Source organism: Streptomyces sp. NPDC030991 (genome assembly GCF_055571235.1).
Genome location: NZ_JBVIFR010000011.1, coordinates 89,975 through 112,924 on the forward strand (window position 1 = coordinate 89,975; position 22,950 = coordinate 112,924).

Sequence of the window (22,950 nt, forward strand, 5' to 3'; positions counted from 1 at the left end):
GCTCTCCCGAAGGAGAGCCGGGCCCCACGAGCGCGGAACTCAGGAGAGCTACAGACCCGCCGCCTTGCGCAGCGCGTCGACGCGGTCCGTCTTCTCCCACGTGAAGTCGGGCAGCGGACGCCCGAAGTGTCCGTAGGCGGCCGTCTGGGAGTAGATCGGGCGGAGCAGGTCGAGGTCGCGGATGATCGCGGCCGGGCGCAGGTCGAAGACCTCGCTGATCGCGGCCTCGATCGTGTCCGTGTCGACGGTGTTCGTGCCGAAGGTCTCCACGAAGAGGCCGACGGGCTCCGCCTTGCCGATCGCGTACGCGACCTGGACCTCGCAGCGAGACGCCAGACCGGCCGCGACGACGTTCTTGGCGACCCAGCGCATCGCGTACGCGGCACTGCGGTCCACCTTGGACGGGTCCTTGCCGGAGAAGGCGCCGCCGCCGTGGCGGGCGTAGCCGCCGTACGTGTCGATGATGATCTTGCGGCCGGTGAGGCCGGCGTCGCCCATCGGGCCGCCGATCTCGAAGCGGCCTGTCGGGTTGACCAGGAGGCGGTAGCCCTCGGTCTCCAGCTTGATGCCGTCGTCCAGGAGCGCCTTCAGCTCCGGCTCGACGACGAACTCGCGGATGTCGGGGGCGAGCAGCGAGTCGAGGTCGATGTCCGAGGCGTGCTGGGACGAGACCACGACGGTGTCCAGGCGGACCGCCTTGTCACCGTCGTACTCGATGGTGACCTGGGTCTTGCCGTCCGGGCGCAGGTAAGGGATGGTGCCGTTCTTGCGGACCTCGGAGAGGCGGCGCGAGAGGCGGTGCGCGAGGTGGATCGGGAGCGGCATGAGCTCCGGCGTCTCGTCGCACGCGTAGCCGAACATCAGGCCCTGGTCGCCGGCGCCCTGCTTGTCGAGCTCGTCGTCATCGCCCTCGACCCGGTTCTCGTAGGCCGTGTCGACGCCCTGCGCGATGTCCGGGGACTGCGACCCGATGGAGACCGAGACGCCGCAGGAGGCGCCGTCGAAGCCCTTCTTGGAGGAGTCGTAGCCGATCTCGAGGATCTTGTCGCGCACGAGCTGCGCGATCGGCGCGTACGCCTTGGTCGTGACCTCGCCGGCCACGTGGACCAGGCCGGTGGTGATCAGCGTCTCGACGGCGACGCGGGACGTGGGGTCCTCGCGGAGGAGCGCGTCGAGGATGGTGTCGCTGATCTGGTCAGCGATCTTGTCGGGGTGACCCTCGGTCACGGACTCCGAGGTGAACAGGCGACGGGACACAACGCTCCCTGTGGTTGCAGCGGCTGCTGGCTGATCATTGATGGACTGCCGGGAGCTGCGCCCGGCGACGTCCACGACCAGTTTATCGGTCACGCTCGGCCGCCGGACCACGCGTCTCGCCACTTGGGAGCGCTGTGACCTGCGACACCGCATTCTGCGACACGACGATCGGTCTTCGGAAGACTACTGGGCGCCCGGAATCACCAGGTTTTCAGACACGCCGGACGACTTCGTCCCAGATGCGGTCCGCGAGCGCTTCCTTCGGGCCGTACGGAATCGGTGTCTCCGTGCCGTCGGCGCCCAGGATCACGGCCTCGTTCTCCTCGGAGCCGAAGGTCTTGCGCTCTCCGACCTCGTTGACGACGAGCAGGTCACAGCCCTTGCGAGCCAGTTTGGCGCGGCCGTTGGCAAGGACGTCGTCGGTCTCGGCGGCGAATCCGACGACCACCTGGCCGGGGCGCGGCCGGGCGGCGGCCACCTCGGCGAGGATGTCCGGATTGCGGACGAGGGCGATCGGCGCGGGTTCTTCGCCATCCTTCTTCTTGATCTTGCCGGTGGCGTACACCTCGGGGCGGAAGTCGGCCACGGCCGCCGCCATGACGACCGCGTCGGCGTCGGCGGCCGCCTCGATGACCGCCTCGCGCAGCTGCACGGCCGTGCCCACGTGGACGATGTCGACACCGGCCGGGTCGGGCAGCGCCGCGTTCGCGGAGAGCAGGGTGACGCGGGCGCCGCGGGCCGCCGCCGTGCGGGCCAGCGCGTAGCCCTGCTTGCCGGAGGAGCGGTTGCCGAGGAAGCGGACCGGGTCGAGGGGTTCGCGGGTGCCGCCCGCGCTGACGACCACGTGCTTGCCCGCGAGGTCGGCGGAGCGGACGGCGTCGGCGCCGCGCGCCAGCACACGGCGTACGTACTCGAAGATCTCGACGGGGTCGGGGAAGCGGCCCTTGCCGGTGTCGACGCCGGTCAGGCGGCCGACCGCGGGCTCGACGACGAGGGCGCCGCGGCGGCGCAGCGTGGCGACGTTCTCCTGGGTGGCCGGGTGCTCCCACATCTCGGTGTGCATGGCGGGCGCGAAGACGACCGGACAGCGGGCCGTCAGGAGGGTGTTGGTGAGGAGGTCGTCGGCGAGGCCGTGGGCCGCCTTGGCGAGCAGGTCGGCGGTGGCCGGGGCTACGACGACGAGGTCCGCGTGCTGGCCGATCCGCACGTGCGGGACCTCGTGGACGGAGTCCCAGACCTCGGTGGAGACCGGGTTGCCGGAGAGGGCCGACCAGGTCGCGGCGCCGACGAAGTGCAGCGCCGAGGCCGTGGGGACGACGCGTACGTCATGGCCGGATTCGGTCAGCCGCCGCAGCAGCTCGCACGCCTTGTAGGCGGCGATGCCGCCGCTGACCCCCAGAACGACCTTGGGCCTGTCCACCGTCTCCACCGTCCGTGCCTCCCCGCGCTCGCTGTATGTACGACTCCATGACACACCACAGGCCCGACAGCCGGGCTGTCGGGCCTGTGGTGAAGGGAACGAGCGTTACTGCGCGGGGCCCTCGATGGCCTCGGACGTCAGCAGACCCGCGTTGATCTCCCGAAGGGCGATCGAGAGCGGCTTCTCGTGGACGTGCGTGTCCACCAGCGGGCCGACGTACTCGAGAAGGCCCTCGCCGAGCTGCGAGTAGTACGCGTTGATCTGACGCGCGCGCTTGGCGGCGTAGATGACCAGGCTGTACTTCGAGTCGGTTGCCTCGAGGAGCTCATCAATCGGCGGGTTGATGATGCCCTCGGGCGCGGTGATGGAAGAGGACACGCTCTGCCTTCCGATGGGTAAAGACTGGGGTGAAGAACTACTGAGATCTACTCAGAACTACGGTAAAGATCAAACAACTTTCATCAAGGCTAGCAGCTCACGCGCCACGTCCTCGACCGAGGTGTTGACCAGGGTGGTGTCGAACTCCGACTCGGCGGCCAGTTCCACCTTGGCGGCCCCGAGCCTGCGCTCGATGACCTCGGGGGCCTCGGTGCCGCGCCCGGTGAGCCGGCGGACCAGCTCCTCCCAGCTCGGCGGGGCCAGGAAGACCAACTGCGCCTCGGCCATCGACTCCCGGACCAGGCGTGCGCCCTGGAGGTCGATCTCGAGCAGTACCGGCTCGCCCGCCTCCAGGTGCTCGAGGACGGCACGGCGCGGCGTGCCGTAACGGTTCCCCGCGAACTCGGCCCACTCGAGGAGCTCGCCGTTGGCGATCAGCTTGTCCATCTCGTCGTCGGTGACGAAGAAGTACTGGACTCCATGCTTCTCGCCGGGGCGCGGCTTGCGGGTCGTCGCCGACACCGAGAGCCAGACCTCGGGGTGTTCCTTGCGCATATGGGCGACGACCGTGCTCTTGCCGACCCCGGAGGGGCCGGAGAGCACGGTCAGCCGCGGACGTTCACTCATGCAGCGATTATTCCAGTTGTTCCGGAGTGCCCCGGACCAGCCCTGCGGCCGGCCGGCGCGCTCAGGCTCCGGTGCTGCCGAACTCGCGCTCCAGGGAGGCGATCTGGTTGGAACCGAGACCGCGCACCCGGCGGGATTCGGAGATCCCGAGCCGCTCCATGATCTGCTTGGCGCGGACCTTGCCCACGCCCGGCAGGGACTCCAGGAGGGCGGAGACCTTCATCTTGCCGATGACGTCGTTCTCCTGGCCCTGCTTGATGACCTCGTGGAGGGAGGCGCCGGAGTGCTTGAGTCGATTCTTCACCTCGGCCCGCTCCCGGCGAGCCGCGGCGGCCTTTTCGAGCGCGGCTGCGCGCTGTTCAGGGGTAAGGGGCGGAAGAGCCACGCCTACGTCACCTCGGATGTCGAAACTGTCGGATACGGACCGGTGAGGAACCTAGTCGCCCCACACCTCTCGACGGAGACTAGCGGCCAAGGCCGTCTGAGTCAGCGAGAACAGACGAAAAGTCCTGGTCAGCCTCTGTCGAGCCGTGCATTTCCGGCATAACGACCTGTAAATCGGTCAGGAATCGGACGCGGGCCTCAAGGTAGGCACGCAGTGCCACCCCCGAGCACCTCTCCTCAGGCGCCTCCGACCGCCTCACGCACCTCGTCCGCGTACCGCACGGCCGCGTCCCGCAGGGCCGGCACGGAGGGTCCGGCCTTCAGGACACCGCGGCTCACGTTCGGTACGACGTTGCGCACGGCCGCGCCGAACACCGTCGGGAGATCGGCGGGCGTGGCCCCTTGCGCGCCGAGGCCGGGCGCGAGGAGCGGGCCGTTGATGTCGAGCTCGTAGGACGCCGTCAGATCGCCCAGGGTCGCGCCGACGACCGCGCCGAAGGAACCCAGGGGGCTCTCCCCCGCGTTCTCCTCGGCGAGGTGCCCGAGCATCGTCGCGCCGACGGTGCGGCCGTCGGCCCGCACGGCGTGCTGGACCTCGCCGCCCTCGGGGTTCGAGGTGAGCGCGAGGACGAAGAGGCCCGCGCCGGACTCGCGCGCGAGGTCGACCGCGGGCTTCAGCGACCCGTAGCCCAGGTACGGGGAGACGGTCAGCGCGTCCGAGAACAGCGGGGAGTCCTGGCGCAGGAAGGTCTGCGCGTACGCGGCCATGGTGGAGCCGATGTCGCCGCGCTTGGCGTCCATGACGACGAGGGTGCCGGCGGCGCGCAGGTCGGCGACGGCCCGCTCCAGGACGGCGATGCCGCGCGAGCCGAACCGCTCGAAGAACGCCGACTGCGGCTTCACGACGGCCACGGTGTCGGCCAGGGCCTCGACCGTCGTACGGGTGAAGGACTCCAGGCCCGCGATGTCGTCACCGAGGCCCCAGGAGGAGAGCAGGGCGGCGTGCGGGTCGATGCCGACGCACAGCGGGCCGCGTTCGTCCATCACGCGGCGCAGGCGGGCGCCGAAGGGTTCCAGGGCTGTCATGCGGAGACCTTCCTGACATCGGCGCCGACCGCTTCGGCGAGCGTGGCGTACGGGGAGTTGTTCAGGCGGGCGGCGAGGCCCTTGTGGATGGCGCGGGAGTAGAACGGGCCTTCGTAGATGAAGGCGCTGTAGCCCTGGACGAGCGTGGCGCCCGCGAGGATGCGCTGCCAGGCGTCCTCGGCGCTCTCGATGCCGCCGACGCCCACGAGGGTCACCTGGTCCCCCACGCGCGCGTAGAGGCGCCTGAGGACCTCCAGGGAGCGCTTCTTGAGCGGGGCCCCGGACAGGCCGCCCGTCTCGTCCACGACGCTGCCCTTGGTGGCGAGGCCGTCGCGGGAGATCGTGGTGTTCGTGGCGATGATGCCGTCCAGGCCGAGTTCGACGGCGAGGTCGGCGACCGCGTCGATGTCCTCGTCGGCGAGGTCGGGCGCGATCTTCACCAGGAGCGGGACGCGGCGCGAGCGCACGGTGCGGTCGGCCGCCTCGCGCACCGCGGTGAGCAGCGGGCGCAGCGCCTCGGTGGCCTGGAGGTTGCGCAGGCCCGGGGTGTTGGGCGAGGAGACGTTCACGACGAGGTAGTCGGCGAAGGCGGCGAGACGCTCGGTCGACTTCACGTAGTCGGCGGCGGCCTCGGCCTCCGGCACGACCTTGGTCTTGCCGATGTTCACGCCGACGGTGGCCTTGAAGACCGGGTTGCGGGAGGCCAGGCGGGCGGCGACGACCAGCGAGCCCTCGTTGTTGAAGCCCATGCGGTTGATGAGCGCGCGGTCCTGCACGAGCCGGAAGAGGCGCTTCTTGGGGTTGCCCGGCTGCGGCTCGCCCGTGACGGTGCCGATCTCGATGTGGTCGAAGCCGAGCATGGCCATGCCGTCGATCGCGACGGCGTTCTTGTCGAAGCCGGCGGCGAGCCCGAAGGGGCCGTGCATGCGCAGGCCGAGGGCCTCCGTGCGCAGCTCCTTGTGGCGCGGCGCGAGGGCCGCGGCCAGGAAGGTGCGCAGCACGGGGGTGCGGGCCGCGCCGCGGATCCAGCGGAAGGCCAGGTAGTGGGCCTTCTCCGGGTCCATGCGCTTGAAGACGAGGTGGAAGAAGAGCTTGTACATGATGGGTTCCCCAGGGGACCTCATGAAGAGGGGGACACCGGTGTGGTGTCCCCCTCGTTCGCATCGGGATTGCTAGTCGCGGGCCGCCGTCAGGTGTTCCGCGTGTTCCTGCAGGGAGCGGACGCCCACGCCGCCGTGGTTGAGGGCGTCGATGCCCTGGACGGCGGCGGCGAGCGCCTGGACCGTCGTCAGGCAGGGCACCGAGCGGGCCACGGCCGCCGTCCGGATCTCGTAGCCGTCGAGGCGGCCACCGGTGCCGTACGGGGTGTTGACGATGAGGTCGACGTCGCCCGAGTGGATGAGCTGGACGATGGTCTTCTCGCCGCCGGGGCCCTCGCCCTCGGACTGCTTGCGCACGACGGTGGCGTTGATGCCGTTGCGCTTGAGGACCTCGGCGGTGCCGGAGGTGGCGAGCAGCTCGAAGCCGTGGGCGACCAGCTCGCGCGCCGGGAAGATCATCGAGCGCTTGTCGCGGTTGGCGACGGAGATGAACGCCCGGCCCTTCGTCGGCAGCGGCCCGTAGGCGCCCGCCTGCGACTTGGCGTACGCCGTGCCGAAGACGGAGTCGATGCCCATGACCTCGCCGGTGGAGCGCATCTCCGGGCCGAGGACGGTGTCGACGCCGCGGCCGTGGATGTCGCGGAAGCGCGACCACGGCATGACGGCCTCCTTGACGGAGATCGGCGCGTCGAGCGGGAGCGTGCCGCCGTCGCCGGTCTTCGGCAGGAGCCCCTCGGCGCGCAGCTCGGCGACGGTGGCGCCCAGCGAGATGCGGGCGGCGGCCTTCGCGAGCGGCACCGCGGTCGCCTTCGAGGTGAAGGGGACGGTGCGCGACGCGCGCGGGTTGGCCTCCAGGACGTAGAGGATGTCCCCGGCCAGGGCGAACTGGATGTTGATGAGGCCGCGTACGCCGACGCCCTTGGCGATGGCCTCGGTGGAGGCCCGCAGGCGCTTGATGTCGAAGCCGCCCAGGGTGATCGGGGGCAGCGCGCACGCCGAGTCGCCGGAGTGGATGCCGGCCTCCTCGATGTGCTCCATGACGCCGCCGAGGTAGAGCTCCTCGCCGTCGTAGAGGGCGTCGACGTCGATCTCGATGGCGTCGTCGAGGAAACGGTCCACGAGGACCGGCCGCGACGGGCTGATCTCGGTCGACTCCTCGATGTACGAGGACAGGCGGGTCTCGTCGTAGACGATCTCCATGCCGCGGCCGCCGAGGACGTAGGACGGGCGGACGAGGACCGGATAGCCGATCTCGTCGGCGATCGCCTTCGCTTCCGCGAACGTGGTGGCGGTGCCGTGCTTCGGCGCCGGGAGGCCGGCCTCCGCGAGCACGCGGCCGAAGGCGCCGCGGTCCTCGGCGGCGTGGATCGCCTCCGGCGGGGTGCCCACGACCGGCACCCCGTTGTCCTTGAGCGCCTGGGCCAGGCCCAGCGGGGTCTGGCCGCCGAGCTGGACGACGACGCCCGCGATCGGGCCGGCGAGGGACTCCGCGTGCACGATCTCCAGCACGTCTTCCAGCGTCAGCGGCTCGAAGTACAGGCGGTCGGAGGTGTCGTAGTCGGTGGAGACGGTCTCCGGGTTGCAGTTGACCATCACGGTCTCGTAGCCCGCGTCGCTGAGTGCGAAGGAGGCGTGGACGCAGGAGTAGTCGAACTCGATGCCCTGGCCGATGCGGTTCGGGCCGGAGCCCAGGATGATCACCGCGGGCTTGGTGCGCGGGGCGACCTCGCTCTCCTCGTCGTAGGAGGAGTAGAAGTACGGCGTCTTCGCGGCGAACTCGGCGGCGCAGGTGTCGACCGTCTTGTAGACCGGGCGGACCCCGAGGGCGTGCCTGACCTCGCGGACGACGTCCTCGCGCAGGCCGCGGAGTTCACCGATCTGCTGGTCGGAGAAGCCGTGGCGCTTGGCCTCGGCGAGCAGCTCCGCGTCGAGGCGCTCGGCGGCGGCGAGCTCGTCGGCGATCTCCTTGATCAGGAACAGCTGGTCGACGAACCAGGGGTCGATCTTCGTGTAGTCGAAGATCTCCTGGGGCGTGGCGCCGGCCCGGATCGCCTCCATGACGGTGTTGATGCGGCCGTCGGTGGGGCGGACGGAGGCTTCGAGCAGTTCCTTCTTGTCGCCGACCGGGCCGACGAAGGTGAACTGGCTGCCCTTCTTCTCCAGCGAGCGCAGCGCCTTCTGGAACGCCTCGGTGAAGTTGCGGCCGATCGCCATGGCCTCGCCGACCGACTTCATGGTCGTGGTGAGGGTGGAGTCGGCGCTCGGGAACTTCTCGAAGGCGAAACGCGGAGCCTTCACGACCACGTAGTCGAGCGTCGGCTCGAACGAGGCCGGGGTCTTCTCGGTGATGTCGTTCGGGATCTCGTCGAGCGTGTACCCCACGGCCAGCTTCGCGGCGATCTTCGCGATCGGGAAGCCGGTGGCCTTGGAGGCGAGCGCGGACGAACGCGACACGCGCGGGTTCATCTCGATGACGATGACGCGGCCGTCCTCGGGATCGATCGCGAACTGGATGTTGCAGCCGCCGGTGTCGACACCGACCTCGCGGATGATCGCGATGCCGACGTCCCGCAGCCGCTGGTACTCGCGGTCGGTGAGGGTCATGGCGGGCGCGACCGTGATCGAGTCGCCGGTGTGCACGCCCATCGGGTCGAAGTTCTCGATGGAGCAGACGACCACGACGTTGTCGTTCTTGTCGCGCATCAGCTCCAGCTCGTACTCCTTCCAGCCGAGGATGGACTCCTCCAGGAGTACCTCGGTGGTGGGCGAGAGGGTCAGGCCCTGGCCGGCGATGCGGCGCAGCTCCTCCTCGTCGTGGGCGAAGCCGGAACCGGCGCCGCCCATGGTGAAGGAGGGGCGGACGACGACGGGGTACCCGCCGAGGGTGTCGACACCCTTCAGCACGTCGTCCATGGAGTGGCAGATCACGGACCGGGCGGACTCGCCGTGCCCGATCTTCTTGCGGACCTCCTCGACGACGCCCTTGAAGAGGTCGCGGTCCTCACCCTTGTTGATCGCCTCGACGTTGGCGCCGATGAGCTCGACGCCGTACTTCTCGAGGACGCCCTGCTCGTGCATGGAGATCGCGGTGTTGAGCGCGGTCTGGCCGCCCAGCGTCGGGAGCAGCGCGTCGGGGCGCTCCTTGGCGATGATCTTCTCGACGAACTCGGGGGTGATCGGCTCGACGTACGTGGCGTCGGCGATCTCCGGGTCGGTCATGATCGTCGCGGGGTTGGAGTTCACGAGGATCACCCGCAGGCCCTCGGCCCGCAGGACGCGGCACGCCTGGGTGCCGGAGTAGTCGAACTCGGCGGCCTGGCCGATGACGATCGGGCCGGAGCCGATGACCAGGACGGACTGGATATCGGAGCGCTTAGGCACGCTGGCCCTCCATCAGGGAGACGAAACGGTCGAAGAGGTACGCGGCGTCGTGCGGTCCCGCTGCCGCCTCTGGGTGGTACTGGACGGAGAAGGCCGGCTGGTCGAGCAGCTGGAGACCTTCGACGACCTGGTCGTTCAGGCAGACGTGGGAGACCTCGGCGCGGCCGAAGGGCGTCTCACTGACCTTGTCGAGCGGGGCGTCCACGGCGAAGCCGTGGTTGTGCGCGGTGACCTCGACCTTGCCGGTGGTGCGGTCCTGCACCGGCTGGTTGATACCGCGGTGACCGTACTTCAGCTTGTACGTGCCGAAGCCGAGGGCGCGGCCGAGGATCTGGTTGCCGAAGCAGATGCCGAACAGCGGCGTCCTGCGGGCGAGGACGGCGGTCATCAGCGCGACCGGTCCCTCGGCGGAGGCCGGGTCGCCGGGTCCGTTGGAGAAGAAGACGCCGTCGGGGGCGACGGCGTACACCTCCTCCTCGGTGGCGGTGGCGGGCAGGACGTGCACCTCGATGCCGCGCTCCGCCATGCGGTGCGGGGTCATGCCCTTGATGCCGAGGTCGATGGCGGCGACGGTGAACTTCTTCTCGCCGACGGCCGGGACGACGTAGGCCTCCTTGGTGGTGACCTCCTCGTACAGGCTCGCGCCCTTCATGTGCGGCTGCGCCTGGACGCGCTCGACGAGCGCGGCGTCGACCGCCAGCGTCGCGCCGGAGAAGATGCCGGAGCGCATGGAGCCGCGCTCGCGCAGGTGGCGGGTGAGGGCGCGGGTGTCGATGCCGCTGATCCCGACGACGCCCTGGGTGTCCAGCTCGTCGTCGAGGCTGCGGCGGGAGCGCCAGTTCGACGGGATGCGGGCGGGGTCGCGGACCACGTAGCCGGAGACCCAGATGCGGGCCGACTCGTCGTCCTCGTCGTTCCAGCCCGTGTTGCCGATCTGCGGGGCGGTGGCGACCACGATCTGGCGGGCGTACGACGGGTCGGTGAGCGTCTCCTGGTAGCCGGTCATGCCGGTGGAGAACACGGCCTCACCGAAGGTCTCCCCCACGGCCCCGTAGGCGCGGCCGCGGAACACCCGGCCGTCCTCCAGGACGAGTACGGCGGGAACCTTGCTGGCTCCCCTTGTGGAGGTGGTCATCGTGCGGTGCCTTCCGTCGTGATGTGCGTGGTGATCATGTCGTTGATGGCGGTGACCCAGGCGGCCTGCTCGGCGGCGTGGTCCGAGCGGAACCCGGAGTCGATCAGCTTGTCGCCGTGCGCCCAGGTGACGATCAGCAGACCGCCCTCCGTGAGGACCTTGCCGGCGATGCCCTTGTCGAGCCGGGCCTCGCGCAGCGCGTCCGCCGGGACGAAGAAGTCGCTCGCGCCGGGGCGTACGACGTCCAGGCCCGCGTCCGTCAGCGTCAGCTCGACCCTGCTGCGGGTGCCGAGGCCGTGCGCCACGATGCGGTCGAGCCACTGCCCGGCGGTGGTGGAGCCGTGGTACCGGCCGCTCAGTTCAAGTCTGACCGGGCCGCGCTCGCTCGGCGCGTCGGGCAGCGGGGGCACGTCGCCCTGCAAGGTGCCGCGCCACTTCCAGCCCTGGCGCATCAGCCAGTAGACGAGGGCGATGAAGAGCAGCAGTCCGACGATCCAACCGATCCGGTCGGCCCAGTCGGTCACGTCCGCCGACTTCTGTTCGGCGGCCAGGCGGGCGGTGTGGGCCAGGTGGGGCAGAGGTGTCACGCGAGCTTCCCGTCGGCGAGGGTGGCCTTGCCCCGCAGCCAGGTGTGGGTGACGCGCCCCGGCAGCTCACGGCCCTCGTAGGGGGTGTTGCGGCTGCGGGAGGCGAAGCCCGCGGGGTCAACGCTTCCACGGTAGTCGGCGTCGACGAGAACCAGGTTGGCGGGCTCACCTGCCGAGACGGGTCGGCCATGGCCGGTGGCCCGGCCGATCGCGGCGGGCTTGACGGACATCCGGTCGGCGACGCCGGCCCAGTCGAGCAGCCCGGTCTCGACCATCGTCTGCTGCACGACGGAGAGCGCGGTCTCCAGGCCGACCATGCCCATGGCGGCGGCGGCCCACTCGCAGTCCTTGTCCTCGTGCGGGTGCGGGGCGTGGTCGGTGGCGACGATGTCGATCGTGCCGTCGGCGAGCGCCTCGCGCAGCGCCATGACGTCCTTCTCGGTGCGCAGCGGCGGGTTGACCTTGTAGACCGGGTTGTAGGAGCGCACGAGCTCGTCGGTGAGCAGCAGGTGGTGCGGGGTGACCTCGGCGGTCACGTCGATGCCGCGGGACTTGGCCCAGCGCACGATCTCCACCGACCCGGCGGTCGACAGGTGGCAGATGTGCACCCGGGAGCCGACGTGCTCGGCGAGCAGCACGTCACGGGCGATGATCGACTCCTCGGCGACGGCGGGCCAGCCGCCCAGGCCCAGCTCGGCGGAGACGGTGCCCTCGTTCATCTGGGCGCCCTCGGTGAGCCGGGGCTCCTGCGCGTGCTGGGCGACGACGCCGCCGAACGCCTTCACGTACTCCAGGGCGCGGCGCATGATCACGGCGTCGTGGACACACTTGCCGTCGTCGGAGAAGACGGTGACGCCTGCGGTGGACTCGTACATGGCGCCGAGCTCGGCGAGCTTGTGCCCCTCCAGGCCGACGGTGACGGCGCCGATGGGCTGCACGTCGCAGTAGCCGTGGTCCTGACCGAGCCGGTGGACCTGCTCGACGACGCCCGCGGTGTCGGCGACCGGGAAGGTGTTGGCCATGGCGAACACGGCGGTGTAGCCGCCGGAGGCGGCCGCGCGCGTGCCGGTCAGAACGGTCTCGGAGTCCTCGCGGCCCGGCTCGCGCAGGTGCGTGTGCAGGTCGACGAGGCCCGGCAGGAGCACCTTGCCGCCGGCCTCGACGATCTCGTCGACGCCGTCGGTGGACAATCCGCCGCCGACCTCCGCGATGACGGCACCGTCGATCAGGACGTCCTGCGGCTCGCCGCCGAGCACCTTCGCACCACGGATCAGGATCTTGCTCATACTTACTTCTCCTCGGTACGAGAGTGGGTGACGGCGGGTTCGTTGCCGCCGAGCAGCAGGTAGAGGACGGCCATGCGGGTGTGGACGCCGTTGGCGACCTGTTCGATGGCCGTGCAGCGGTCGGAGTCGGCGACCTCGGCGGTGATCTCCATGCCGCGGACCATCGGTCCCGGGTGCATCACGATGGCGTGCTCCGGCATCTTCGCCATGCGGTCGCCGTCGAGACCGTAGCGGCGCGAGTACTCGCGCTCGGTCGGGAAGAACGCCGCGTTCATGCGCTCGCGCTGGACGCGCAGCATCATCACCGCGTCGGACTTGGTCAGGGTGGAGTCCAGGTCGTAGGAGACCTCGCAGGGCCAGCTCTCGACGCCGACGGGCAGCAAGGTGGGCGGCGCGACGAGGGTGACGTGGGCGCCGAGGGTGTGCAGCAGGTCGACGTTGGAGCGGGCGACGCGGCTGTGCAGGACGTCACCGACGATGGTGACGCGCCTGCCGTCGAGGCCCCGGCCGATGCCGGCGTCCGCGCCGACCAGGCGGCGGCGCATGGTGAAGGCGTCCAGGAGCGCCTGGGTGGGGTGCTGGTGGGTGCCGTCGCCCGCGTTGATCACCGGGGCGTCGATCCAGCCGGAGGTCGCGAGCCGGTACGGGGCGCCGGACGCGCCGTGCCGGATGACGACGGCGTCGACGCCCATCGCCTCCAGGGTCTGCGCGGTGTCCTTCAGGGACTCGCCCTTGGAGACGCTTGAGCCCTTGGCCGCGAAGTTGATGACGTCGGCGGAGAGGCGCTTCTCGGCGGCCTCGAAGGAGATCCGGGTCCGGGTCGAGTCCTCGAAGAAGAGGTTGCAGACGGTCCGCCCGCGCAGGGCGGGCAGCTTCTTGATGGGCCGGTCGGCGACGCGGACCATCTCCTCGGTGGTGTCGAGGATGAGGACGGCGTCGTCGCGGGTGAGGTCGGCGGCCGAGATGAGGTGGCGCATCATCGGGGGGCTCCGTAGGGAGGTTCAGGAGATTCAGGGCATACGGGCGCGCGAGGGCACACCTGTGCTGGCGTACGGCCCGTCGGGGACGCACGCCCGCAGGTGGCTACTGCTCGGCCGCCTTGGAGTCCCGCTTGGCACCGAGCAGCACGGCGTCGCGGCCGTCCTCCTCGGCGAGCTGGACCTTGACCGTCTCCCGCAGCGACGTGGGGAGGTTCTTGCCGACGTAGTCGGCGCGGATCGGGAGTTCGCGGTGGCCGCGGTCGACGAGGACCGCGAGCTGCACGGCGCGCGGGCGCCCGATGTCGTTCAGCGCGTCGAGGGCGGCGCGGATGGTGCGGCCGGAGAAGAGCACGTCGTCGACGAGGACCACGAGGCGGCCGTCGATGCCGTCACCGGGGATCTCGGTGCGGGCGAGCGCGCGCGGCGGGTGCATGCGCAGGTCGTCCCGGTACATCGTGATGTCGAGCGAGCCGACGGGGACGGGGCGGCCGGTGATCTCTTCGAGCTTCTCGGCCAGCCGGCGGGCGAGAAAGACGCCGCGCGTGGGAATGCCCAGGAGGACCACGTCCTCGGCGCCCTTGGCGCGCTCGACGATCTCGTGGGCGATACGGGTCAGTACCCGCGCGATGTCAGGGCCTTCGAGAACGGACCTGGCATCGGAATTCTGCGTGTCCATACGAAACGGACCCCCTTCTCCGCCTCACGGGACGGATCTTAAAGGACGTCGGATTTGCGCCACCCAGACTATCAGCCCGCGAACATCACCGATCACCCTCCTGAAGGTGCGGGATCGCCCGATTTGGGAGAAGGTCGGTACGGACCATTCGGCTTGACGCGGCCAAGTAACGCTGCGTAACCTCACAGTGAGTTACAGCCACGCGGCGCAGCCGCACAGTGATGCAGTGTCCGGGGAGCTATATGTCCAGCGAATACGCCAAACAGCTCGGGGCCAAGCTCCGTGCGATCCGTACCCAGCAGGGCCTTTCCCTCCACGGTGTCGAGGAGAAGTCCCAGGGACGCTGGAAGGCGGTCGTGGTCGGGTCGTACGAGCGCGGTGACCGTGCCGTGACCGTGCAGCGCCTTGCCGAGCTGGCGGACTTCTACGGGGTTCCGGTGCAGGAGCTGCTGCCGGGCACCACCCCGGGCGGCGCCGCCGAGCCGCCGCCGAAGCTCGTCCTGGACCTGGAGCGCCTGGCCCACGTGCCGCCGGAGAAGGCGGGCCCGCTGCAGCGTTATGCCGCCACGATCCAGTCGCAGCGCGGTGACTACAACGGCAAGGTGCTCTCGATCCGCCAGGACGACCTGCGCACGCTCGCGGTCATCTACGACCAGTCGCCCTCGGTCCTCACCGAGCAGCTGATCAGCTGGGGTGTGCTGGACGCGGACGCGCGGCGTGCGGTGGCGCACGAAGAGGCCTGATCGAAGCCCGGACCGAAGAAACGTCACACCGCAAGGGGCGGAGCCGACGGGCTCCGCCCCTTGGGTGTTCTCCGGGCCCGGGCGTCGCTCCTTCTCAGAGCTGGTAGAGCCGCCCGATGACCTCGGGCAGGAGCCGTTCGCTCAGCTTCGGCGGCAGCGCCTGGAGGACCGCGAGCACCGGTGCCATCCGTTCGGGCAGCCTGCCCCCCTCGCCGACGCCCGCGAGGGCCAGCGCCACCTCGACCTCCTCCGGGGTCAGCGCCTCCGGGTCGAGTGCGCCGGCGGCCTCGACGATCGCCGGGTCGACGCGGACGGGACCGGCCGCCCGCGCCCGCGCCACCGCCTTCTCCAGCTCGCCGAGCAGCAGCCGCACGGTCTCCTCGTCCGCCACCGCGGCGGTCACGGTCAGATGCAGGTTGGCGGGCGACGCCCCGAACGCGGGCTGCGGCTGCAGGTACCAGCCGCTCCCCCGGATCTCGTCCGCGACCACGAAGACGTCGACCTCCGCGCCGTGCCGGTCCTCGGCGGCGGCGACCGCGAGCAGGGACGCGTCGGGCTGCGCGAGCAGCCGCAGCCCCTCGATCCGCTCGATGCCGTCGGCGAGGGCGCGGGTCGCCCGGTGTACGCGCGACGACAACGCCGCGTAACCCTCGGTGCCGACGCGCTCCGTCACGGCCCAGGCCGCGGCGAGCGGTCCGGCGGACTTGGTGCCCTGGAGCGTGGAGTTGACCACGGGGTAGCCGGGCCAGGAGGCGTGCGCGAACCAGCCATGGCGGCGCAGTCCGGCGTCGCGGAAGAGGAGGAGCGAGGCCCCCTTCGCCGTGTACGCGTACTTGTGGAGGTCCACCGAGAGGGAGGTCACACCCGGTACGGACAGGTCGAACTCGGGTATCTCCGGCGCGTCCTGGGCAAAGTGGCCGTCCCGTACCGCCGTTCGCAGGTGCCCGAGGTACCAGCCGCCGATGCAGGCGTCGACGTGGCAGAGCACCCCGCGCCGGGCCGCCTCGGCCGCCACTTCGGGAACGGGGTCGATGACGCCGTGCGCGTACGAGGGCGCCGAGACGACGACCAGGGCCGTGCGGCCGGTGATCGCCGCGGCCACGTCGGCGAGGCGCACCCTGAACGTGTCCGGGTCGACGGGCACGCTCACCACACGCAGCCCGAACACTTCGGCGGCCTTGTGGAACGCGGCGTGCGCCGTCTCCGCGAGGACCAGCTCCGGGTCGCGCACGCCCCGCACCCTGCGGGCGTGCTGACGTGCCGTCAGGACAGCGAGCAGGCAGCTCTCGGTGCCGCCGCTGGTGAAGGTGCCCGCGCCGCCGCCCAGCAGTGCGGTGGCCCGCCGTACCAGGTCGTTCTCCAGCTCCACGACGCTCGGGAACGCCGTCATGTCGAGCCCGTTGACCCCGGCGAAGGCGGCGTGCGCGGCGGCGGCCAGGTCGTCGAGCCCGGCAAGACCGGAATCGTAGACGTAGGCCATCGTGCGTCCGCCGTGGACGGGGAGATCACCCGCGCGCAGCGTGGCGAGGCGCGACAGGATCGGGTCGGTCGTCATGCACACACTCCGGTCGTCATGCGGATTCCTTGTCCCGGGCGGCGGTCGCGGCCTCGGACGCGTCGCGCAGCCGGACCAGTTCGGCCTCGGTGAGGCGGTAGCGGGCCAGCAGCGGAAGGCTGAGGAGGAGCAGGGCGGCGGGCAGGGCGCCGAAGCCGACGACGATCGCGCTGAGCGCGGAGTCCGGCTGGGCCACGCGGTGGTCGGCGTCGGACGAGGCGAAGCCGCCGAGCGCGAGCACGAGCCCGAACAGTCCGGGCCCCAGGGCGAGTCCGAGCGTCTCGCCCGCGGTCCACAGTCCGGTGAAGACCCCGGCCCGGCGCCGCCCGCTGGTGTACGCGTCGGCGGCGATGGCGTCGCCGAGCATCGCCATCGGCAGCATCTGCATGCCGGCGTACCCGACCCCGGCCACGGCGACGGCTCCGTAGACCAGCGGCGCGGCCGGCTCGCGGCCGGCCGCGGCCCCCAGGGCTCCCAGCAGGAAGCAGAGCGAGGCCATCAGGGCCGCGTTCCGCTTGCCGCGGCGGCGTCCGACCGCCAGCCACAGGCCCGTCGCGAGCAGCGAGGGGACGATGAGGCAGACGAACAGCACCGTCGTGGCGGCCGGGCTGTCGAGGATGTACGTGGCGAAGTACTGGGTGCCCGCCAGCATCAGGCCGGTCGCTGCGGCCTGCGTGACGAAGGCGCCGAGCAGCCAGGCGAAGGGCGCGTTGCCGCGGGCCGCGCGGAGCTGTGCGCGCAGGCCGGGCTCGCTCCGCGCCGGGACGGCGCTGCCGGCCCCGGCGGTCGCGGCCACGGCGGCGAGCATGCCGGCGGCGAGGAGAGCGCCGATCACCGCGCCCATCAGCCGGTAGCCGCCCGCGCTGCCGCGGTCGTCGGCGGTGGCGCCGGCCAGCAGCGGCGCGACCGCTCCGGACAGCAGGATCGCGACGGCCAGGAACGCGACGCGCCAGGACATCACGCGGGCGCGCTCGTCCGGGTCGGCCGTGAGTTCGGCGGGCAGCGCCACGTAGGGGACCTGGAAGCAGGCGTACGCGGAGGCGGTGAGCAGGAAGAGGACGGCGACGTACGCGGCCGCGGGTCCGCCGTCGAGGCCCGGCGCGGCGAACATGGCGGCGAAACAGAGCGGCATGGTGAGGGCGCCGAGCAGCATCCAGGAGCGGCGTGGGCCGAAGCGGCTGCGGGTGCTGCGGTCGGAGAGGCTGCCTATCCAGGGGTTGAGCAGGACGTCCCACGCCTTGGGCAGGAAGACGAGCAGTCCCGCCAGGCCCGCGCCGACGCCGAGGACGTCGGTCAGGTAGTAGAGCAGGAGCAGGCCGGGGACGGTGCCGAAGGTGCCGGTGGCGAAGGAGCCGAGGCCGTAGCCGACGCGCACTCGGGCGCCGAGCGGACGGGGGCCTGTTGGGGGCATGGCCAGAACCTAGTGAAGGCCCCGGGGAACGCACCAGGCCCGAAGCAGAACATTGTTCAAGTTCTGCTTCGGGCCTGCGGTGTTACGCGCCCTCTGCGGCGTTATGCCTGGTCGCGGCGGAGCGAGGGCTTCAGGTCCTTGAAGCGGCCCAGAAGTCCGTTGATGAACGCCGGTGACTCGTCGGTGGAGAACTCCTTGGCCAGTGACACGGCCTCGTCGAGCACCACGGCGTCCGGTGTCCCGTCGACCCAGACCAGCTCGTGGGCGCCGAGCCGCAGGATGTTGCGGTCGACGACCGGCATGCGGTCCAGGGTCCACCCGACGGCGTACTGCGCGATGAGCTCGTCGATCCGGGCCGCGTGTCCGGCGTACCCCTCGACCAGCTCCATCGTGTACTCGCTGACGGGCGGCTGCCGCGTGTCACTGCGGGAGTGCCGGACCCAGTCGGCGAGGACCGTCAGTACGTCGGCGCCGCGCTGATCGGCCTCGAAGAGGATCTGGAAGGCGCGCTTGCGGGCTGTATTACGGGCAGCCACGGTTAGCTGTTCACCCGGCCGAGGTAGCTGCTGTCACGGGTGTCGACCTTGATCTTCTCGCCCGTGGTGATGAAGAGCGGCACCGCGATCTGGTGACCGGTCTCCAGCGTCGCGGGCTTGGTGCCACCGGTGGAACGGTCGCCCTGGACGCCCGGCTCCGTCTCCTGGATGACGAGCTCGACGGCGGCCGGCAGCTCGACGAAGAGCACCTCGCCCTCGTGCTGCGCGACGGAGGCGTTGAAGCCCTCGATCAGGAAGTTGGCGGCGTCACCGACGGCCTTGCGGTCGACGTGCAGCTGGTCGTAGGTCTCCATGTCCATGAAGACGAAGTAGTCGCCGTCCATGTAGGAGAACTGCATGTCGCGCTTGTCGATCGTGGCCGTCTCGACCTTGACGCCGGCGTTGAACGTCTTGTCGACGACCTTGCCGGAGAGCACGTTCTTGAGCTTGGTGCGCACGAAGGCCGGGCCCTTGCCGGGCTTGACGTGCTGGAACTCGACGACGGACCAGAGCTGGCCCCCGTCGAGCTTGAGCACCAGGCCGTTCTTGAGGTCGTTCGTGGAAGCCACGGTTGCGGAATCTCCTGGACTGACGTGGACGACCCCGGGGGCACGCGAGCAGCCCGGAGGCTAGAGCGCGAGCAGCTCCTTGGTCGTGATGGTGAGTAGCTCGGGTCCGCCGTCCGCCTCGGGGCGAACGACGAGCGTGTCATCGATCCGGACACCGCCCCGGCCGGGGAGGTGGACCCCCGGTTCGACGGTGACCGGCACACAAGCGTCCAGTTTACCCATGGCCGCGGGGGCCAGCTGCGGGTCCTCGTCGATTTCGAGTCCCACCCCGTGTCCGGTCAGCTGTGCGAGCCCGTCACCGTACCCCGCCGCGTCCAGTACATGGCGGGCGGCCCGGTCCACCTCACGGCACTCCGCACCGGGCAGCAGGCTCTCCCGTCCGGCGCGCTGAGCGGCGAAGACGAGGTCGTACAGCTCGATCTGCCAGTCCGCGGGCGAGGTCCCGATGACGAAGGTCCGGCCGATCTCGCAGCGGTAGCCGCGGTAGGTGGCGCCCAGACAGACGGAGAGAAAATCGCCTTCCTCGACCCGGCGGTCGCTGGGCCGGTGGCCACCACGGCCGGAATTCGGCCCCGTGCCCACGGAGGTCGGGAAGGCGGGCCCGTCCGCGCCGTGGTCGACGAGCCGGCGTTCCAGTTCCAGGGCGAGATGGCGCTCGGTGCGGCCGACGAGGATCGACTCGAGCAGCTCGCCCAGCGCCTGGTCGGCGATCTCGGCGGCGATGCGCAGGCAGGAGATCTCGTCCTCGTCCTTGACCAGGCGCACCTGCTCGACGGCCCTGTTCAGGTCGGCCAGGAGCAGTCCGGGTGCGACCGATCCGATGGCCCGGTGCCTGGCCATCGTCAGATGGTGCTCCTCGACGGCGAGCGAGTCGGCGCCCTGGGCCAGCGCCATGTCGGCGGCGGCGACGGCCGGGTCCCCGACGGGTGCGGCCAGGACCTGCACGCGCAGCTCCTCGTCGGCCCGTCCCTCGGCGATCTGCCCGCTGGGGGGAGACGGGCAGAGCAGGACGTCGCCGCTGCCGTCCGCGTCCCGGCCGAGCAGCAGAACGGCGCCGGGTGGCGCCGCCCCGGTGAGATAGCGCACGTTGGCGGAGCGGGACACGAGGGCGGCCGCGCTGCCACCCGCTGTCGCGCGCTCTCTGAGCCGGTCCCGTCGTGCCGCGTACGCCTCTGCCATGAGGCCGAGCGTAGGAGCGGGCGCGCCGGGCGGCCGGTTCAGCGCGTCCGGACGGGCGTCGCCGTGTCCGCCGCCCGGGGGGCGGTCACCACTGCGGCGGGCTCGCGATCGCGCGGGCGAGCACCTCGTCGAGGACCTGCGCGGTGGCGGCCACGTCGAGCTGCGAGTTGTCGATGATCGGCAGGCCCGAGCCGTACCAGCCCGCCATGCGGCCGTGGATGCGGGCCACTTCCTCGTCGCTGAGGCGGCGGTTCCCGCTGCGCTGCGCGTTGCGCTCCAGGACGATCTCCAGGCCCGGCAGCAGGACGACGGGCAGCAGACCGGGGCCGACGTGCCGCTTCCAGCCGCCGAGGCCGACGACCGGCCGGTCGGGGAAGACGGCGTCGTCGAGGATGCAGGAGATCCCGTTCGCCAGGAAGTTGCGGGCGGCGAAGCCGCAGGTGCGGCGGGCGAGGCGGTACTGCGCCTCGCTGTTGTCGTTCCACCCGGTCTGCGGGTCGGCGAAGCCGGAGCGCACCCATTCGCGGACGTCGTCGAGGCTGATGTGGGCCGTCGGGACGCGCCGGCGCTCCGCCCAGTGCTTGGCGACGCTGGTCTTGCCCGCGCCGGCGGGGCCGATGAGCAGCACGGCGAGGATGGTCGCGGCCGGATCGGCGGGGGCCTGCGCGGGCGGCGGGCTCGGCACGGCGACGGGTGCGCCGGGCGGGAGCTGGACGTGCCCGGTGGTGTCGCGCTGCGGCGGGGCCGGCGGGTGCGGGGCCTGGGGCGTCTGCGCGTGCGGCGGGAGGTGCGGAGGGTGCGGGGCGCCGGTGAAGCCGGGCGCTCCGGGGTGCTGCTGCGCCTGGGGCGCCACGGGCCAGGGGCCGGCCGGTCCCTGCCCCGGCCGATGGGGCGGTGGCAGCGGAGACCCCACTGCGTGCTGCATCCGGTGCCACTCCGTCTCGTACAACCGTCAAAAGGGCGCCGGCGATCAGGGCGCTACCGAACGGTACCGCCCCCGGCCGCCGTTGTGTGAACGGCCGGGGAGGTCACAAAGTGCCCTTGTCCGAACGAGCGGCGCTATTCGGCCACTTCGCCATAGGCGGCGAGGAGGACGGCGGGGTCGGGGCCCTCCAGGACGGTGGGCTTGCCGAGGCCGTCGAGGACGATGAAGCGCAGCAGGTCGCCGCGGGACTTCTTGTCGACCTTCATGGTCTCCAGGAGCTTGGGCCACTGGTCGTAGCGGTAGCTCAGCGGGAGACCGACGGATTCCAGGACGGTGCGGTGCCGGTCGGCGGTCGCGTCGTCCAGCCGCCCGGCGAGACGGCCGAGCTCCGCGGCGAAGTGCATGCCGACCGCGACGGCCGCGCCGTGGCGCCACTTGTACCGCTCGTTCTTCTCGATGGCGTGCGCGAGGGTGTGCCCGTAGTTGAGGATCTCGCGCAGCCCCGACTCCTTGAGGTCGCCGGAGACCACCTCGGCCTTGACCTTGATGGACCGCTCGATCAGCTCGGCGGCGTGCGGTCCTGCCGGGGTCCGCGCGGCCTGCGGGTCCTCCTCGATGAGCTCCAGGATCCGCGGGTCGGCGATGAACCCGGCCTTGATGATCTCGGCGAGGCCGGAGACGTAGTCGTGGACCGGGAGGGAGTCGAGCGCGGCCAGGTCGCAGAGCACGCCGACCGGCGGGTGGAAGGCGCCCACCAGGTTCTTGCCCTCGGCCGTGTTGATGCCGGTCTTGCCGCCGACCGCGGCATCGACCATGCCGAGCACGGTCGTCGGGACGGCGATCCAGCGCACTCCGCGCAGCCAGGTCGCCGCGACGAACCCGGCGAGGTCCGTGGTGGCGCCGCCGCCGACGCCGACGACGACGTCGGAGCGGGTGAAGTTGGACTGCCCGAGCGCCTTCCAGCAGTAGGCGGCGACCTCGGCGGTCTTCGCCTCCTCCGCGTTGGGCACCTGGATGGCGACGACCTCGAAGCCCTGCTCGGCCAGGTCGGCGCGGAGCGCGTCCCCGGTCTCGGCCAGCGCCTCGGGGTGCACGATGGCGACCCGCTTGACCCGGTCCCCGATCAACGAGCCCAGCTCGCCCAGGAGTTGGCGCCCGACCAGCACCTCGTACGGGTCGGTGCCGGCCGTGCCGCCGACCTGGATCCGGGTGATCTGTTCGGCGGCTTCGGACTGCTCGCTCATGCCTGCTTCAACTCCAGTGCGTCGAGGACGGCCTGGGCCACCTCGTCGGGACTACGGCCGTCGGTGGCCACGACCACCGTGGCCGCCTCGGTGTACAGATGCCGCCGCGCCTCCATCAGCTCCCGCCACTGCTTGCGGGGGTTGACGGCGAGCAGCGGCCGGGCCACGTTCAGGCCGGTCCGCTTGGCCGCCTCGTCGACGTCCATCGAGAGGTAGACGACACGGTGGCCGGCGAGCAGCGCCCGAGTGTCGGCGTCGAGGATCGCGCCGCCGCCCAGGGCGAGGACCCCGTCGTGCCCGGCGAGCGCCGCCGCGACGGCGGCCTTCTCCAGGGCCCGGAACCGGGCCTCGCCCTCGTCGACGAAGATCTCCGCGATGGTGCGGCCCTGCGCGGCCACGATGTCGTCGTCGGTGTCGCGGAAGACGGAGCCGAGGCGCTCGGCGAGCATGCCGCCCACCGTCGACTTGCCCACGCCCATCGGGCCGACGAG

Annotated in this window: 22 protein-coding genes; 1 reads left to right on the forward strand and 21 read right to left on the reverse strand. The window is 71.1% G+C overall.

The window, feature by feature from the left end:
- Nucleotides 1-48: 48 nt before the first annotated feature.
- From metK to pyrR, 13 genes are all read right to left on the reverse strand, one after another.
- Nucleotides 49-1,257 (reverse strand): methionine adenosyltransferase, encoded by a 1,209-nt coding sequence (gene metK / locus ACZ45E_RS21355; RefSeq protein ID WP_404219708.1) that lies wholly within the window; start codon nt 1,255-1,257, stop codon nt 49-51.
- A gap of 211 nt (nt 1,258-1,468) precedes the next feature.
- Nucleotides 1,469-2,677 (reverse strand): bifunctional phosphopantothenoylcysteine decarboxylase/phosphopantothenate--cysteine ligase CoaBC, encoded by a 1,209-nt coding sequence (gene coaBC, locus ACZ45E_RS21360; RefSeq protein ID WP_468222715.1) that lies wholly within the window; start codon nt 2,675-2,677, stop codon nt 1,469-1,471.
- Between the two features lie 105 nt (nt 2,678-2,782).
- The gene (rpoZ, locus tag ACZ45E_RS21365; protein ID WP_005319902.1) at nt 2,783-3,055 is read right to left on the reverse strand and encodes a DNA-directed RNA polymerase subunit omega; all 273 of its coding nucleotides are present in this window, start codon (nt 3,053-3,055) and stop codon (nt 2,783-2,785) included.
- A 69-nt stretch (nt 3,056-3,124) separates the two neighbouring features.
- Nucleotides 3,125-3,682, reverse strand: coding sequence for a guanylate kinase (gene gmk, locus ACZ45E_RS21370; protein ID WP_468222717.1), 558 nt, complete (start codon nt 3,680-3,682; stop codon nt 3,125-3,127).
- Between the two features lie 61 nt (nt 3,683-3,743).
- Entirely contained in the window at nt 3,744-4,067 is a 324-nt protein-coding gene (locus ACZ45E_RS21375; RefSeq protein WP_026246651.1) for an integration host factor, read from the reverse strand.
- Between the two features lie 236 nt (nt 4,068-4,303).
- Nucleotides 4,304-5,152, reverse strand: a complete 849-nt coding sequence (gene pyrF, locus ACZ45E_RS21380; protein ID WP_468222718.1) for an orotidine-5'-phosphate decarboxylase — start codon at nt 5,150-5,152, stop codon at nt 4,304-4,306.
- Nucleotides 5,149-6,252 carry a quinone-dependent dihydroorotate dehydrogenase gene (locus ACZ45E_RS21385; protein WP_468222720.1) on the reverse strand — a complete coding sequence of 368 codons (1,104 nt, stop codon included), beginning with the start codon at nt 6,250-6,252 and terminating at the stop codon, nt 5,149-5,151. The genes pyrF and ACZ45E_RS21385 overlap by 4 nt, the downstream gene beginning before the upstream one ends.
- A gap of 72 nt (nt 6,253-6,324) precedes the next feature.
- Nucleotides 6,325-9,633: a carbamoyl-phosphate synthase large subunit gene (gene carB / locus ACZ45E_RS21390; RefSeq protein WP_468222721.1), complete on the reverse strand. Its 3,309-nt coding sequence runs from the start codon at nt 9,631-9,633 to the stop codon at nt 6,325-6,327.
- Entirely contained in the window at nt 9,626-10,768 is a 1,143-nt protein-coding gene (carA, locus tag ACZ45E_RS21395) for a glutamine-hydrolyzing carbamoyl-phosphate synthase small subunit (RefSeq protein ID WP_468222723.1), read from the reverse strand. The genes carB and carA overlap by 8 nt, the downstream gene beginning before the upstream one ends.
- Complete coding sequence (locus ACZ45E_RS21400; protein ID WP_468222725.1) at nt 10,765-11,355, reverse strand: PH-like domain-containing protein; 591 nt, start codon at nt 11,353-11,355, stop codon at nt 10,765-10,767. The genes carA and ACZ45E_RS21400 overlap by 4 nt, the downstream gene beginning before the upstream one ends.
- The gene (locus tag ACZ45E_RS21405; RefSeq protein WP_468222726.1) at nt 11,352-12,641 is read right to left on the reverse strand and encodes a dihydroorotase; all 1,290 of its coding nucleotides are present in this window, start codon (nt 12,639-12,641) and stop codon (nt 11,352-11,354) included. The genes ACZ45E_RS21400 and ACZ45E_RS21405 overlap by 4 nt, the downstream gene beginning before the upstream one ends.
- 2 nt (nt 12,642-12,643) lie before the next feature.
- Entirely contained in the window at nt 12,644-13,621 is a 978-nt protein-coding gene (locus ACZ45E_RS21410; protein WP_468222728.1) for an aspartate carbamoyltransferase catalytic subunit, read from the reverse strand.
- 103 nt (nt 13,622-13,724) lie between these two features.
- Nucleotides 13,725-14,297, reverse strand: a complete 573-nt coding sequence (pyrR, locus tag ACZ45E_RS21415; RefSeq protein WP_468222730.1) for a bifunctional pyr operon transcriptional regulator/uracil phosphoribosyltransferase PyrR — start codon at nt 14,295-14,297, stop codon at nt 13,725-13,727.
- Nucleotides 14,298-14,539: 242 nt separating this feature from the next.
- On the opposite strand from pyrR, the gene bldD reads away from it, so the two are divergent.
- Nucleotides 14,540-15,040 carry a transcriptional regulator BldD gene (gene bldD, locus ACZ45E_RS21420; RefSeq protein ID WP_093894511.1) on the forward strand — a complete coding sequence of 167 codons (501 nt, stop codon included), beginning with the start codon at nt 14,540-14,542 and terminating at the stop codon, nt 15,038-15,040.
- A 94-nt stretch (nt 15,041-15,134) separates the two neighbouring features.
- On the opposite strand, the gene ACZ45E_RS21425 is transcribed toward bldD, so the two are convergent.
- The 8 genes from ACZ45E_RS21425 to ACZ45E_RS21460 all read right to left on the reverse strand — a co-directional run bounded on the left by ACZ45E_RS21425 (nt 15,135) and on the right by ACZ45E_RS21460 (nt 22,938).
- Nucleotides 15,135-16,595: a pyridoxal phosphate-dependent decarboxylase family protein gene (locus tag ACZ45E_RS21425; RefSeq protein ID WP_468222732.1), complete on the reverse strand. Its 1,461-nt coding sequence runs from the start codon at nt 16,593-16,595 to the stop codon at nt 15,135-15,137.
- 16 nt (nt 16,596-16,611) lie between these two features.
- Nucleotides 16,612-18,006 carry an MFS transporter gene (locus ACZ45E_RS21430; protein ID WP_468222733.1) on the reverse strand — a complete coding sequence of 465 codons (1,395 nt, stop codon included), beginning with the start codon at nt 18,004-18,006 and terminating at the stop codon, nt 16,612-16,614.
- A gap of 101 nt (nt 18,007-18,107) precedes the next feature.
- Nucleotides 18,108-18,542, reverse strand: coding sequence for a transcription antitermination factor NusB (gene nusB, locus ACZ45E_RS21435; protein ID WP_468222735.1), 435 nt, complete (start codon nt 18,540-18,542; stop codon nt 18,108-18,110).
- A gap of 2 nt (nt 18,543-18,544) precedes the next feature.
- A complete protein-coding gene (gene efp, locus ACZ45E_RS21440) occupies nt 18,545-19,111 on the reverse strand; it encodes an elongation factor P (protein ID WP_164303766.1) in 567 nt (188 codons plus the stop codon).
- Between the two features lie 60 nt (nt 19,112-19,171).
- Entirely contained in the window at nt 19,172-20,290 is a 1,119-nt protein-coding gene (locus ACZ45E_RS21445; RefSeq protein WP_468222737.1) for an aminopeptidase P family protein, read from the reverse strand.
- An 85-nt stretch (nt 20,291-20,375) separates the two neighbouring features.
- On the reverse strand, nt 20,376-21,215 hold the full coding sequence (locus ACZ45E_RS21450; protein WP_468222739.1) for a Pro-rich N-terminal domain-containing protein: 840 nt from the start codon (nt 21,213-21,215) through the stop codon (nt 20,376-20,378).
- 134 nt (nt 21,216-21,349) lie between these two features.
- Nucleotides 21,350-22,459 (reverse strand): 3-dehydroquinate synthase, encoded by a 1,110-nt coding sequence (gene aroB, locus ACZ45E_RS21455; RefSeq protein WP_468222741.1) that lies wholly within the window; start codon nt 22,457-22,459, stop codon nt 21,350-21,352.
- Nucleotides 22,456-22,938, reverse strand: a complete 483-nt coding sequence (locus ACZ45E_RS21460; RefSeq protein ID WP_468223091.1) for a shikimate kinase — start codon at nt 22,936-22,938, stop codon at nt 22,456-22,458. Before ACZ45E_RS21460 ends, aroB begins: the two co-directional genes overlap by 4 nt.
- Nucleotides 22,939-22,950 lie beyond the last annotated feature (12 nt).

Coding starts and splice junctions, on each gene's coding strand:
- gmk (WP_468222717.1), bottom strand. CDS start 3,682: ATGAGTGAACGTCCGCGGCTGACCGTGCTCTCCGGCCCCTCCGGGGTC.
- pyrF (WP_468222718.1), bottom strand. CDS start 5,152: ATGACAGCCCTGGAACCCTTCGGCGCCCGCCTGCGCCGCGTGATGGAC.
- ACZ45E_RS21385 (WP_468222720.1), bottom strand. CDS start 6,252: ATGTACAAGCTCTTCTTCCACCTCGTCTTCAAGCGCATGGACCCGGAG.
- carA (WP_468222723.1), bottom strand. CDS start 10,768: ATGACCACCTCCACAAGGGGAGCCAGCAAGGTTCCCGCCGTACTCGTC.
- ACZ45E_RS21405 (WP_468222726.1), bottom strand. CDS start 12,641: ATGAGCAAGATCCTGATCCGTGGTGCGAAGGTGCTCGGCGGCGAGCCG.
- ACZ45E_RS21410 (WP_468222728.1), bottom strand. CDS start 13,621: ATGATGCGCCACCTCATCTCGGCCGCCGACCTCACCCGCGACGACGCC.
- pyrR (WP_468222730.1), bottom strand. CDS start 14,297: ATGGACACGCAGAATTCCGATGCCAGGTCCGTTCTCGAAGGCCCTGAC.
- bldD (WP_093894511.1), top strand. CDS start 14,540: ATGTCCAGCGAATACGCCAAACAGCTCGGGGCCAAGCTCCGTGCGATC.
- ACZ45E_RS21425 (WP_468222732.1), bottom strand. CDS start 16,595: ATGACGACCGACCCGATCCTGTCGCGCCTCGCCACGCTGCGCGCGGGT.
- ACZ45E_RS21430 (WP_468222733.1), bottom strand. CDS start 18,006: ATGCCCCCAACAGGCCCCCGTCCGCTCGGCGCCCGAGTGCGCGTCGGC.
- ACZ45E_RS21445 (WP_468222737.1), bottom strand. CDS start 20,290: ATGGCAGAGGCGTACGCGGCACGACGGGACCGGCTCAGAGAGCGCGCG.
- ACZ45E_RS21450 (WP_468222739.1), bottom strand. CDS start 21,215: ATGCAGCACGCAGTGGGGTCTCCGCTGCCACCGCCCCATCGGCCGGGG.
- aroB (WP_468222741.1), bottom strand. CDS start 22,459: ATGAGCGAGCAGTCCGAAGCCGCCGAACAGATCACCCGGATCCAGGTC.
- ACZ45E_RS21460 (WP_468223091.1), bottom strand. CDS start 22,938: ATGGGCGTGGGCAAGTCGACGGTGGGCGGCATGCTCGCCGAGCGCCTC.